This window comes from Staphylococcus sp. Marseille-Q1834 (genome assembly GCF_916858875.1).
GTDB classification, from domain to species: domain Bacteria; phylum Bacillota; class Bacilli; order Staphylococcales; family Staphylococcaceae; genus Staphylococcus; species Staphylococcus pragensis.
The window spans coordinates 1-14,304 of the sequence record NZ_CAKASN010000003.1 but is presented as its reverse complement, the minus strand read 5'-3'; the positions used below and the strand labels follow the sequence as shown (position 1 = coordinate 14,304).

12 protein-coding genes and 1 other annotated feature are annotated in these 14,304 nt (G+C 27.4%); of the genes, 8 read left to right on the top strand and 4 right to left on the bottom strand.

Going from position 1 to position 14,304, the window contains the following annotated elements:
- Positions 1-63: 63 nt before the first annotated feature.
- A complete protein-coding gene (locus LIX58_RS12350) occupies positions 64-831 on the bottom strand; it encodes a DUF536 domain-containing protein (RefSeq protein ID WP_012818081.1) in 768 nt (255 codons plus the stop codon).
- 439 nt (positions 832-1,270) lie between these two features.
- Here LIX58_RS12350 and LIX58_RS12345 point away from each other — a divergent pair, with 439 nt between their 5' ends.
- The 7 genes from LIX58_RS12345 (at position 1,271) to LIX58_RS12315 (ending at position 11,778) form a co-directional block, all read left to right on the top strand.
- Positions 1,271-2,206 carry a replication initiator protein A gene (locus LIX58_RS12345; RefSeq protein ID WP_075109349.1) on the top strand — a complete coding sequence of 312 codons (936 nt, stop codon included), beginning with the start codon at positions 1,271-1,273 and terminating at the stop codon, positions 2,204-2,206.
- A gap of 1,727 nt (positions 2,207-3,933) precedes the next feature.
- On the top strand, positions 3,934-5,784 hold the full coding sequence (gene tdc, locus LIX58_RS12340) for a tyrosine decarboxylase (protein WP_154838475.1): 1,851 nt from the start codon (positions 3,934-3,936) through the stop codon (positions 5,782-5,784).
- Positions 5,785-5,821: 37 nt separating this feature from the next.
- Complete coding sequence (tyrP, locus tag LIX58_RS12335) at positions 5,822-7,252, top strand: tyrosine-tyramine antiporter (protein ID WP_037559730.1); 1,431 nt, start codon at positions 5,822-5,824, stop codon at positions 7,250-7,252.
- A gap of 147 nt (positions 7,253-7,399) precedes the next feature.
- A complete protein-coding gene (gene nhaC / locus LIX58_RS12330) occupies positions 7,400-8,785 on the top strand; it encodes a Na+/H+ antiporter NhaC (RefSeq protein WP_037559731.1) in 1,386 nt (461 codons plus the stop codon).
- A gap of 48 nt (positions 8,786-8,833) precedes the next feature.
- Positions 8,834-9,043 (top strand) — a binding site (T-box leader).
- 51 nt (positions 9,044-9,094) lie between these two features.
- Positions 9,095-10,348: a tyrosine--tRNA ligase gene (tyrS, locus tag LIX58_RS12325; RefSeq protein ID WP_037559735.1), complete on the top strand. Its 1,254-nt coding sequence runs from the start codon at positions 9,095-9,097 to the stop codon at positions 10,346-10,348.
- Between the two features lie 40 nt (positions 10,349-10,388).
- Positions 10,389-10,742, top strand: coding sequence for a YerC/YecD family TrpR-related protein (locus LIX58_RS12320; protein ID WP_226386358.1), 354 nt, complete (start codon positions 10,389-10,391; stop codon positions 10,740-10,742).
- A 424-nt stretch (positions 10,743-11,166) separates the two neighbouring features.
- Complete coding sequence (locus tag LIX58_RS12315) at positions 11,167-11,778, top strand: recombinase family protein (RefSeq protein WP_000635275.1); 612 nt, start codon at positions 11,167-11,169, stop codon at positions 11,776-11,778.
- A gap of 142 nt (positions 11,779-11,920) precedes the next feature.
- On the opposite strand, the gene LIX58_RS12310 is transcribed toward LIX58_RS12315, so the two are convergent.
- The 3 genes from LIX58_RS12310 to LIX58_RS12300 form a co-directional block, all read right to left on the bottom strand.
- Positions 11,921-12,217 (bottom strand): hypothetical protein, encoded by a 297-nt coding sequence (locus LIX58_RS12310; RefSeq protein ID WP_041080884.1) that lies wholly within the window; start codon positions 12,215-12,217, stop codon positions 11,921-11,923.
- 5 nt (positions 12,218-12,222) lie between these two features.
- A complete protein-coding gene (locus tag LIX58_RS12305) occupies positions 12,223-12,441 on the bottom strand; it encodes a helix-turn-helix transcriptional regulator (protein WP_041080882.1) in 219 nt (72 codons plus the stop codon).
- Positions 12,442-12,682: 241 nt separating this feature from the next.
- The gene (locus LIX58_RS12300; protein ID WP_059748458.1) at positions 12,683-13,615 is read right to left on the bottom strand and encodes a helix-turn-helix transcriptional regulator; all 933 of its coding nucleotides are present in this window, start codon (positions 13,613-13,615) and stop codon (positions 12,683-12,685) included.
- 81 nt (positions 13,616-13,696) lie between these two features.
- Here LIX58_RS12300 and LIX58_RS12295 point away from each other — a divergent pair, with 81 nt between their 5' ends.
- Entirely contained in the window at positions 13,697-14,125 is a 429-nt protein-coding gene (locus LIX58_RS12295) for a VOC family protein (RefSeq protein WP_136627177.1), read from the top strand.
- Positions 14,126-14,304: the final 179 nt, after the last annotated feature.

Here is a 14,304-nt window from a genome sequence, read left to right as displayed (position 1 = left end):
TTCATCACTATAAAAGGTGTATCAAAGATTTATACTCCCTTGATACACCTTTTACATTCATTTTTAATTACCGAAGAATCGACTCCAAAATCCCTTTTTAGGTGGTTCTACCTCCCTATTATCATCAGGATCACTCTTCGTTTTTTCAACGAACTTATCCTCTTTTGTTAATTCACCTTCATCTGTACTGTCATTCTTTTTCTCTTCGGCTATATCCTTGTTATTTACTTCTGTTGGTTGACGCTTTGTTTGTTGTTGGTTGATATTTTGCGATTCTTCAGTAAAAGTTGCTTCTTGCGGATTAATATTTTGTCTATTATTCGTCGCTGTATCAAAAGAATAATTAAGCTGTCTTTCTTCTTCTAATTGGCTTTCTAGTTTTTGAATTTTTTTATTGCTTTCTAAAGCTAATATTTGTTGATTCTCCAACAATTTATTTAATGTATTAACATTGCTATTTTGTTGATCTAATTGCTTAGTTAAATTCTCAATATATTTTTCATCATTTTTAGCTCTAGTTTCAAAGATTTCTATTTGCTTTTCTAATTCGTTTACTTTTGTTTTTAATGTCTCAGAACTATTTGAATTATTATATATATTCTTTTCTGCTTTTGCAGTATTTTCACCAAACAATTCTTTTTTTACTGATTCTTTATTTTGGATTGTACTCTCTTTCTTAGTAATTTTTTCTATAATTTTCAAATAATCATTATCATCAATATAATTAATCCCATTTTCTTTTTCAAAAGTTATATTTAAACTTTTAGCATTATTAACAATAGTTTGTTTAGTTACACCTAATTCATCAGCAACCATTTTAATAGTTCTCATAACATCCACCCTTAGGTACCTAATTTAGTACCTAAATTTTACCACCTAATGAAGTTTATTTCATCAATTACCACTAAATTTACTACCTATTTACTACATATGCACCTAATTAGCTACCTATAATATGTTTTTGAAGCTTAATTAGGTACTAAAACAATGAACTACACATTTTGCCATGGCAATGTGCTTTTAACTACATTTAAAACTCTTTATATACTTTCTTAAAAGTGTTAATATTGCTTTATAAATACTAAAAGAGTCAATGCTATTGGCGTAGCATTGACTCTCGGTAATAAAACGATTCGCACTCGTTTGTTTATATATTTTTTGATACTTGTATTATATCTATCTAATCATCTAAGTGCAAGCACAAAACATATAACTTACGTAAAAATTGTTTTATTACCTCAATCCTAAAAATGGAAATGAGGTTTTTATTATGCCCAATTTTGAAAAATACAATTTATCACAAGTAAAAACTGAAAGGTTTTATCAACTACCTAAATATTTATTCGAAGATGCATATTTTAAAAAAATGTCGGCGGAAGCCAAAATTATGTATGCGTTATTAAAAGATCGCTTTGAATTATCCATCCAAAATGAATGGGTAGATAAAAATAATAACATTTACTTTATTTTCAGTAATAAACATTTGTGCGAATACTTAGGTTATGCAGAACAAAAAATTATAAAATTAAAAAAAGAGTTAATAAGTTTTAATTTACTAACTCAAGAACGTGTTGGCCTTAATAAACCAAATAGATTATACCTATTAAAACCTAATTATGACATTAAAGCCAGTCATAGCAAGGAACTTCCAAATTCACAGTTCCAGAACAATGAATTTGGAAGTTCTAGAACTGTGAATTTAAGTGGTCAAGAACTTCCAAATTCACAGTCTAATGATACTGAGAATAATGATACTGATTATATTAAGACTGAGAATAATGATACGAATGATTTGAATGATAATAAACTAACTTTTTCTAGTAATCATACAAATCATTCAAATCACGACAATTCAAACTTTAATAATGAAGCTTTAAAATTCCAATTACTCGAAGAACTACCGAAAAGTATTCAAAACTATCTAAGTAACTTTGAAGTAGCTGAAATTAAAATTATCAAATCTGTATTGTTAAAAGCCAAAACGTCCTTTAATAATTCTATTGATACATATTATTTATTAGAAGATATGGAAATAGAAATACTTCACGTTCTTAAACGTTTTAAAGCCATTCTTATTCAAAAAAATGAAACCATTGAAGCCATGCAAGGATACTTAATGAAATCTCTTAAGTCTGAATTCGCTGAAATGCATACGCTTAATAAACGACGTGATCATTTACCAATCACTTCCTTATTTAATCAATAATGATTCAATTAGAGAGCATCTTTAAATAGATGTTCTCTTTTTTATTTACTAGTGGTTGCTAAGGCAACCACCTAGATCAAATGAAAGTAAGGGAGAGGATAACAAAATAACATCAACACAATATCACAACATAGCATGCTGCTATTAAAGAAAGGAGGAAGACTTATGAGTACTAAGAAAAAGATTAAAGTTACTTTGGCAATGATTAATGTTCTTTTAACTGCAGTCGAACTTTATCTTCAATGGCAATTGAGTAAATCTGAAAATGAACTGTAGTTAAGCAAGTAGGTGGGACTAAAACGTTTCTGTTTTAGTCCTATTTTTTTCTATAAATGGTTATTATTCGTTTGAAAATGGCTCAAACATGTCGCATAAGATGAAAAATAAAATGATCATTTAACGTTGTTTTAACTTTAAAAATTATAAAAATACTAATCGTTTTTATATTCTTTAGCAATCTTTCTTAGTTATAAAAATGACTTAATAAAATCGTTTTTGTCATTTATTTTGTTAATGATCGGAAAGAAAAAGTTGTATTTATCATTCTAAAAAATCAAGATTCAGATTCAATTGATATACATCATAAACAAAAAGTAAGTCGTTAATGTTCAAGAAATGAGTCGAATGTAATTTTAAATTTGATTTTTCTATCCCAAACTGAGTAAAGATATTTACTTAGTTTTCTCTTTTTTATCTCCAATTATTTTACTAACAATGCTTATTTTGAAAATAAAAATAAGCACTTAAAGTAAAAAGTGAAGAAAAAAATAGCTACTTTTGTCTTCAAACATGTTTTGTTTTTGGAAATATTACAAACATGAGAGTCTTTTTAAAGAGTATTTGACATGAGCATAAGGAAATCTAGTACCACCTTTGGTGGTATTCAGCATAGCTGAAAGATTTACCTTTTATTCATTATGCTCAATTGTTCATCATAAATAGCTTAAAAGCTTTATATACAGGTGATTATAAGCATTCTTATACATTGAACTTTAGAGTGTAATATAACACTTTAATACAGACTCTTTACAATTGTTACAAGACCACTTTTAATTGTCTGAAGACTCCTTTTTTTGTTGATTTCATAGGCCTCAGTCGACGTCGAGACTCTTAAGAGTCTTAATTTTTTTAACCAAAGACTCTTAAGACTCCTACTTTTAGTATTAATTTAAATAACAAAATCACTAAAAGAGTAATCTAAGCAATTCATACATTTGTTTCACTTTTTGAAATTGATTAAATACTTTTTTCTCAATATCAAATTCAATAATGATCATATTATTTATTTTTAAGTTCAAAAAAAGAGAAAGAATAAAACAATTTCTATACGTTTCTATGCTCAATTTTATTAAAAAGTGAATCGAAATAAAGAGCACTTTATCTTTTTATTAACTAGAGAATAAAAAAATATAAAATGCATAATAAGATTCATCGAAATGATTATACTCAAATTTTTTTATTTTAATCTTCCTAAATTTTAAATTTAACTCTTATTTACGTTTTAAGAGATATAAAATTATTTTTTGGTATAACAATATATAACATTCTAATTATTTAATTAACTTTAAAATGTTAAATAAAGAGCAAAGTATTATCTATTTTTTTAGACTAAAGAGGTAGAATTTTCTTTAAAGAAAGAGTTTAGTTTTTTTGTGATTTTGTTCACATAATGTTTTTTTAGGAGTATACTAAGGGTGTAATAAGAGACTACACGGGAGGAATTAATAATGACTACTAAAAATGATATGAATTTGCATGCTTTGTTTATTGGGGATAAAGCAGAAAATGGACAGTTGTACAAAGATATGTTAATCGATTTAATTGATGAACATCTTGGTTGGAGACAAAACTATATGCCTCAAGATAGACCAGTTATTACTACTAAAGAAAAAAATTCAGAAAGTTATTTGAAAACTATTGAACATATGAAGGATGTATTAAGTGAAGTTTCATCTCGTATGAGAACTTATTCAGTTCCTTGGCATACTGCTGGACGTTATTGGGGACATATGAATTCAGAAACATTAATGCCAGCAATTTTAGCGTATAATTTTGCAATGCTATGGAATGGTAATAATGTAGCTTACGAGTCTTCACCAGCAACTTCTCAAATGGAAGAAGAAGTTGGTTATGACTTGGCGAAATTAATGAGTTATAAAAATGGTTGGGGACATATAGTTGCGGATGGTTCTTTAGCAAATTTAGAAGGTCTTTGGTATGCCCGTAATATTAAATCTATACCTTTAGCTATGAAAGAAATAACTCCTAATTTAGTAAAAAATAAAACTGAATGGGAACTATTAAATATGCGTACTAGTGAAATTATAGATTTAATAGAAAGAGCAACAGATAAATTAGACGATATAAAAGAATATTCTGCAAGAAGTGGTAAAAATATACAGAAACTGGGAAAATGGCTTGTACCTCAAACTAAACATTATTCATGGTTAAAAGCTGCTGATATTATTGGAATAGGAACAGATCAAGTTGTTTCAGTACCTGTAGATTCTTCATATAGAATGGATATTGCTGAATTAGAAAATATTATAAGATCATTAGTTAATGAAGGTACGCCAATATTAGGTGTAGTTGGCGTGGTTGGGTCTACAGAAGAAGGTGCTGTTGACAATATTGACAAAATTGTTGAACTGAGAGAAAAATTAGTTTCAGAAGGTATTTATTATTATATTCATGTTGATGCTGCTTACGGAGGATATGCTAGAGCTATTTTTTTAGATGAAGATAATAATTTTATTCCTTACAAAGATTTAAAAAAAGTTCATAAAGAATATGGGGTATTTACAGAAGACAAAGAGTTTATTACTGAAGAAACTTATAATGCGTTTAAAGCAATAGAGTTAACAGAATCAGTTACTATCGATCCACATAAAATGGGTTATATTCCTTATTCAGCAGGAGGAATAGCAATACAAGATATACGCATGAGAGAAGTAATATCATATTTTGCAACTTATGTATTTGAAAAAAATGCAGAAATTCCAGCATTATTAGGAGCTTATATTTTAGAAGGATCTAAAGCAGGTGCTACAGCTGTAGCAGTATGGGCAGCTCATAATGTTTTACCTTTAAATGTTTCTGGCTATGGAAAATTAATAGGTTCTTCTATTGAAGGAGCTTTAAGATTTTATGATTTCTTAAATAATCAAACATTTAAAATTGGAGATAAAGAAGTTGAATTGCATACATTAACTCGTCCAGATTTTAATATGGTTGATTATGTATTTAAAGAAAAAGGAAATGACGATTTAATTTCTATGAATAAATTAAATCATAGTTTCTATGATCAAGCTTCATATGTGACAGGAAATATATATAATAATGAATTTATTACTTCTCATACAGATTTTGCTATTCCAGATTATGGTAATAGTCCATTAAGTTTTGTTCAAAATTTAGGATTTACTGAAGCAGAATGGGAAAAAGCTGGTAAAGTAACAATCCTAAGAGCTGCTGTACTTACTCCTTACATGAATAATAAAGAAAAATTTGATGAATTTGCTCCAAAAATTAAGTCTGCTATGCAAGATAAATTGGAAAAAATCTATAAAATTAAATAAGAAAAATTATAAGGCTTATAAATAGGAAGTGTACAGAATGAGTAATCAAAATAAAATGATAGGATTAAGCACATTTATAGGTTTAACAATGGCTTTATGTGCGACAGTCCGTAGTATTCCAACATTAGCTGCTGCAGGTTGGACTTTAGTTACGTATATAATATTTGCAGTTGTATTCTTTGCTGCTCCAATAGCATTTATCTCTGGAGAACTTTCTACAATGCTTCCTCAAGAGGGTGGACCTCAACTTTGGGTGAAAACAGCATTAGGCAACAAATGGGGCTTTGTTGTCGCATGGCTTTTATGGGTTCAAATGTTTCCAGGAATGGTAATGGTTGCTTCCACTTTAGGACCATTACTTGGAAACACTTTTGGAAATGTTGCATTAGGAAATAACCATTGGTTTATTTTAGGATGTATTTTAATAATTTATTGGATTATAACATTTTTAAACTTAAAATTTGACATGGCAAAAGTCGGAGGAAATATTGGAGTTTGGTTAGGTGTATATATACCTGTTTTAGTTATTTTTATAATGGGAGTTTTTGCTTTAGCTAAAGTAGGAATAATGACACATGGTTATTTAGGAAACTTTTCATGGTCAAAATTATTACCTAACTTACAAAATATGGATACTTTCAAATATTTAGCAGGTATTATGTTTATATTTGTTGGTATAGAAATGTCTTCTGTTTATATGCCACGTTTAAAAGATGCTACTAAAAACTATACTAAAGGAGTTTTTGTTTCTCTTATAGGTTTAGTATTATTAAATTTAGTTAATGCTACTCTTGTAGCAAATGTTGTTCCTGATGGAAAAATGGAATTATCAAATATTACACAACCTATTTTGATATATTGTCATATTTTAGGTTTACCTACTATAATTGCCAATATATTTAGTTTCATGGTATTTATAGGAGTTTTATTACAATTATCTGCTTGGGTAACAGGACCATCAAAAACTATTATTCAAGTAGCTAGAGATGGACTATTACCTCCTAAATTCAAATTCCATAGACAAAATGAATATGGTGTATCTCGAAACGTAGTATTGACACAATCTATAATAATTTCTTTATTTGCACTTTTATATGGTGTAATGGAAGATGTAAACACTGTTTTCTTAACACTTACTAATGCTACTACAATAATCTATAGTATAGTCTATATACTTATTGCTATAGCATTAATTAAATTAAGAAAAGAACAACCTGATGCTCCAAGACCTTATAGAATAGGTAAAAAAGGAAATAGTAAAGCCTTTACTGTAACAACTATGTTAATACTAAGTATTATAATTGTAGTTATAGCTACTTTAGGATCTTCTACTTGGATTATTGGTGTATTAGTTAGTTTAATAACTATTATTATGTTTGTTACTCCATTAATAATTAACAAGTTTAAAAAAGATGCATGGCTTACAGAAACTAAGAAAGACTTAGAAGTACATGGAGATAATTTCTAAAATTAATCTGTTATCTTAAATATATTATTTGAATTAATATAAAAGTCATTTTGTATTAACCACTTATATTATATTCTTAGAGATGTATAGTGAGTTTATTACAGATGACTTTTATATTTTATTGATGCACATTTAGGGGGAGTTTTTATGAAATTAAAAACACATAAAAAGAACAAATTTTCTTTTATAGAGAGCCTAATTATATTAATTCTTTTATTAGCTATATTAGGGTATTTGATTATATTTCAAAAACTTTCTCCCCATGTTCCAATTCTCTTAGTACTTATGTTATTGCTATTCTACGGTAAAATTAAAGGATTTACTTGGGACGAAATACATGATGGAATACAAGATGGAATAAAATCAGGAATTATACCTATAATTATTTTTATACTAATAGGTGTTTTAGTTTCAACATGGATTATGTCAGGAACTATACCTACTATAATGGTATATGGATTTAAAATTATTTCAGTAAAGTTTTTTTTACCCACTGTGTTTATAGTTTGTAGTTTGATAGGTATAACTGTAGGTAGTTCTTTTACTACTATTTCAACTATGGGTATTGCTTTTTTAGGTATTGGTCATATTCTAGGTTTTAATAGTGCTATGACTGCTGGAGCAATTGTATCTGGAGCTTTTTTAGGGAACAATATATCGCCTTTATCTGATACGACTAATTTAGCTGCTGGTATTGGGGAAATTGATTTATTTACACATATATCAAATATTATGTGGACTGTTATACCAGCATTTATTATAAGTATATTTGGTTATATTTTACTAGGTACTCCGCATTTATCATCTAACTTAAATAGTCTTAATGAGATGATAAATCATTTAAATAATGGTTTTAATATTTCATTTATTTCTTTATTACCATTAGCTTTTCTTTTTGTGTTTGCTTGGAAAAAAATACCTGCTATTCCAACATTATTGGTCGGATCAACAGTAGCAATAATTTTATCGATAATTAACAATCCTAATTTAAGTATTCAAAAAATATCTACTACTGTTATGAATGGATATGTAGCTAATACTGGAGATAAAAGTTTAGACAACCTTTTATCTCGTGGTGGAATAATGAGTATGTTAGGATCAGCTTGCTTAATTATATTAGCTTTAGCATTAGGCGGTCTTTTAATTAAATTTGAAATTATCTCAACATTAATTGATAAAATAAAAGATTTTGTTAACAATGCACCTAAATTAATTGGTTTAACTGCCTTAAGTTCAATAATGATTAATATATTAGTAGGTGAACAATATTTATCTATTATACTTCCGGGAAAAACTTTTAAAAATTCTTTTGATTCATTAGGATTATCTAAAAAATACTTAACAAGAACCTTAGCTGATGCTGGTACTGCAGTAAATGCTATTATTCCATGGGGAGTGAGTGGAACGTTTATTATGGGTACATTAAAAGTTAATACTTTAGAATATCTGCCATATGCATTTTTTCCATTAGTTTGCCCTATAATTACTATCCTTTTAGGATTAACATTAAAAAATAAAGTGAATAAAAGTTAAAATCACTTGATTATTTTTCAAATTAGAGTAATAATGTAGTTAATTTAAAATGTTGCGATGAAAGAATTTAGTAGAACTATAATATAATTTAAAGAGAGTTAATGGTTGGTGTAAATTAATATATATTTTAGTTTGAATTACATTCTGGAGCTTTTATCTTTTAAGATACGATTTACCACGTTATAGGTTGTTGAGATACATAGAGGTTCTAATAACTATGTATGAATTTGGGTGGTACCACGAAAAATCGTCCCTAAGTCTATTATAGACTTAGGGGCTTTTTTAATATATTTATTGGAGAGGATAAAAATGAATATTATTGATGAATTAAAATGGAGAAATGCTATTAATCAACAAACAAATGAAGAAGGATTACGTGAGTTAGTAGAAAACAATAGTATATCTTTATATTGTGGCGTAGATCCTACCGGTGGAAGTATGCATATTGGACATTTAATTCCTTTTATGATGATGAAAAGATTTCAATTAGCTGGACATAAACCTTTTATTTTAATAGGAGGAGCTACTGGAACTATTGGGGATCCTAGCGGTAGAACTTCTGAAAGATCTTTGCAAACACTTGAAACTGTACAAGAAAATGTTAAAGGTCTTTCTAATCAAATGAAAAAATTATTTGGTAGTGATGCAAATGTTACTATAGTAAACAATTATGATTGGCTTTCTAATTTATCATTATTAGAATTTTTAAGAAGTTATGGAAAAGATTTTAATATTAATACAATGTTAGCTAAAGATATTGTAGCAAGTAGATTAGAAAAAGGTATTTCTTTTACAGAATTTGCTTATCAAATTTTACAATCCATTGATTTTTTATACCTATTTAAACAACATAATGTTCAATTACAAATAGGAGGAGCTGATCAATGGGGAAATATAACATCTGGATTGGATTTAATTAGAAAAAAAGAAGGAACTGAAGCAAAAGCATTTGGTTTAACTATACCTTTAATGTTAAAAGCTGATGGTACTAAATTTGGAAAAACAGCTGGTGGTGCAATATGGTTAGATCCTAAACGTACTTCTCCATATGAATTTTATCAATTTTGGTTAAACCAAGATGATCGAGATGTTATTAAATATCTAAAATTCTTTACATTTTTAGATAAAGAAGAAATTGATGTATTAGAAGATAAAGTGAAAAAAGAACCTGAAAAAAGAGAAGCCCAAAAAAGATTAGCTGAAGAAGTAACAAAATTTGTTCATGATGAAAAATCTTTAAAAGAAGCTCAAAAAATTACGCAAGCTTTATTTTCTGGAGATGTAAAAAAATTAACTGTTCATGAAATAGAACAAGGTTTAGAAAATATGCCTTCTTGTGAAACTACTAAGGATACTAAAAATATAGTAGACTGGTTAGTTGATATTCAATGTGAACCATCAAAAAGACAAGCACGAGAAGATGTGAAAAATGGAGCTATTAGCATTAATGGTGAAAGAATAAATGATATTAATTTTTTAGTTAATCCTACTCTTGAGTTTGATGGTAAATATGTAATAGTAAGAAGAGGTAAAAAGAATTATTTCTTAGTTAAAGTAATTTAATAAATAATATTTTTATTAAATTATTTTTAGCAAGGTTGGGTTGAATACATACATCCCAACCTTTTTATTATACTATTTATACTATTTGAAGGGAAAGATTACTATAGTTAGAAATAATGAAAAAAATATAAATAGACTGTTCAATGTAATAATTAGTATAAATAATTTAGATGAATGTTCATCTTTTTTTAATGCATTATGTACTGATAAAGAAATTAAAGCTTTAGCACAACGCTTAGCTATTGCTGAAAGAATTTTACATGGATATACTTACTCAGCTATTGAAAAAGAATTGTTAACCTCTACGTTAACTATTTCAAGAGTCAAAAGAACCATAGAATATGGAGATGAAAATTTTTTGGATTTTCTTAATAGAATTAATAAATTTATTTAACTTTAACCGCTTTTTAAAGTATCGTGTTATTACTTATTTGTTAGTATTACTTTTAGTAGATTATAGCAACACAAGGAATATATCATCAAAAAATAGAGAATAAATTAATTATATAAAAATAAAAAGAAATGCAAGACAATTGAACTGCTAATGATTTGTAATGGCTTACATTAGAAATTGATGAATAAAACAATAGACATAGTTTTTAGTTATGAATAATCATAATTATGTAATTGTAGAGTTTAAATAATGAACTTACTTTTACAAGAAAAGAAAACTAAAAGAATAAATTCTTTATTTAGATAGCTTTTTTATAGTTTTCTTGTTAACTTAGACCACACCCTAATCATACAAAATGAATTGTTGAAATTACAGCAATTAAAATGTATGATTAGGGTGTATATTAATTATGAGGTGAAACTAAATGATTGTGGGCTATGCGCGGGTATCATCAGTAGATCAAAATTTAGAAAGACAACTTGAAAATTTAAAAACATTTGGTGCTGAAAAAATTTTTACAGAAAAACAATCAGGTCAATCTATAGAAAACAGACCCGTCTTTCAAGAAGCATTGAACTTTGTGAGAATGGGAGATCGTTTTGTCGTGGAATCAATTGATCGTTTAGGTCGTAATTATGATGAAGTCATTAATACCGTTAATTATCTTAAAGAGAAAGAAGTACAATTGATGATTACCAGTCTACCAATGATGAATGAAGTCATTGGTAATCCATTATTAGATAAATTTATGAAAGATTTAATTATACAGATATTAGCAATGGTTTCAGAACAAGAAAGAAATGAAAGTAAACGTCGACAAGCTCAAGGGATTCAAGTTGCGAAAGAGAAAGGCGTATATAAAGGACGACCTTTATTATATTCTCCCAATGCGAAAGATCCTCAAAAACGTGTTATCTATCATCGTGTTGTAGAAATGTTAGAGGAAGGCAAAGCGATTAGTAAAATTGCGAAAGAAGTGAATATTACAAGACAAACTGTTTATAGAATTAAACACGATAACGATGATTTGTTTTAATAAACGGTTTTTCAATGCAAATGAGAGCTTCTCACAGCGTCTGAAAACTTATGGTGATCAATTATTCTGAGATTTTAATATTAAAACAAGAAAAGAGAGAACAAAAATGCTCTCTCTTTTCTTAATAGTCATTGTTTTTTATTTATGAAGTTTTTTGGTGTATGGCGAATACTGATATCGAAACAAGTAAGGCGCTTAAAGAGATTATTAATATAATTATGTTTAATATTGTTTGTGCTGACCAAGAATATATAGATGCTAATACTTCAGTTATTACAAGTAATACAAGACAAGTGACAAACCCATAGGCATATGCTTGATTTATAATCATCGTTCCTCTTTCATCATTATTTCTTTTTGCAAACATCGCTACTGCCACCATCAATCCCCCTGTTATTACTGCAAATATTGCTAATAATATAGAAATGGTATAACTCATAGTATCTACTCCTTATAGTTAAAGATTTCTTCTATTGTTACGTTAAATAGTCTTGATAATTTAAATGCTAATACAAGTGAAGGGCTATACTTATTTTTTTCAATAGAGTTAATTGTTTGTCGACTGACGCCTACTTGATTAGCTAACTCATTTTGAGATATATCGAATTTTGCCCTTAAAATTTTAAGTTGGTTCGTTAATTCTCCACTTTCAAATTTAGCCAATAGCTTCACCTCTTTATATGAATTGTAAAATAAAATTTACTTAATGTAAAGTTTTTTTGTCATAGAGTAAAAAATAATACACATACATTTTTGTATGTGTATTAAACATTCCAAATTCATATGTCAAAAACGATCGTTTATAACGCAATCATGATGAGAGTATTAATACAGTTAATTATTTGAAATACTTTAGTTTACATAATAAAGTGTTATAGGAACTAAAAGTGTATATCATATCCATTTAATAATAATCTAAAATCTCTTGTAAGTCTTGTTTTATATTATTACGCAAACTCTCTGGGCTTAAAACCTTTACATTTTTGCCACAAGATATAATGATTTTTGAGACAAAGTTCACATCTTCTTTATTTATGCCTATTTTTAATATATATGTATCATCTAACTTATCTATAGTAATATTAGACCACAGATGATTTTGTAATAAATCTACTCCTATTTCATTACATTCAATAGTTATATTTATTTTGGATTCGTTTCTTATTAAGTACTGTTTGTAATTTTTCATATTAATATTTGGGATTTCATCCACAAATGTTGTTTCATATATCTCCTCAATTTTATTTAAGTTAAATAATCTCACGATTTTAGTGTTAACATTCGCCGTCACAAAATACCACACATTATTCTTATATGTTAACCCTATCCCTTGATAAATATAAGTAAGTTGTTTAGATCCATAAGCTAAAGTGAATTGCTTTTTAAGTACTGTAAAATTTATAACTTTCTTAAAAATATCATTAGAATATTCGTTTCCTATTTCAACATTAAAGTATTCAAACATATTTTTGTATTGATTAATAATCGATTTTTGCACTTCTGTAGAATTGTTATATATTTTATTTACTATACTTGTATATTCAGATGAAAATGGGAGACTTTTTAAATTAGAAATACTCGACAAAGCAAAATATAAAGATTTAATTTCTTCATCATTTAAATCAATTCTTGTGATATGAGCCTTTCTAATAACTTTATATCCTCCATTCTTTCCTCCATTACTGTATAAAGGAACCCCTAGTTCTTGAATATCTTTAATATCTCTCAAAGCTGTACTTTTTGAAATCTTAAATTCTTCCATTACATCTTTTAATTTGAAATTTCGATTATTATTACAAAATTCTATTAGATTATAAAGTCTGATAGTTTTATTCATAAATTTTCCTTTCGGTGTCTATAACTGACACCTTTAAGTAATATTATAACTATATAACAAATTATTGAAGGAGGAAAATATATGAATTTTGAAGTTAGTCCATATTTTTTAATCACTAATAATGCAGAAAAATTAAGAATACGCTTAGAAGAATTATTTAATGCAAATACAGTTTATATACAAAGAATAAAAGATAGACCATTAGAAGCGCGTAAAGATGTTGATGAAAGAGATTTAGAAAAAATTGATCAATGTGTTATTTTATTTGGTGATGTGAAATTAATGATTGCAGATGATACTGAAGGACTTCCAATTACTAAAGGAAATAATGTTTCTTTATGTGTGACATTCGAAAATGTCGAAGACACAAAGAGAATTTATGATAAATTAGTTGAATTAGGCTCTGAAATTTTATTACCTTTTGCTCCGAAATTTTACACGGAAGGTTACGGATATGTTAAAGATGAATTCGGAATTGCTTATCATCTCTTTACCAAAAGAAAAAATTAAAAAAAGAGCATATATCATATGCTCTTTTTTTAATCATAATTTACATAATCGGTGATTATCAGAAGTTTCATCACTATAAAAGGTGTATCAAAGATTTATACTCCCTTGATACACCTTTTACATTCATTTTTAATTACCGAAGAATCGACTCCAAAATCCCTTTTTAGGTGGTTCTACCT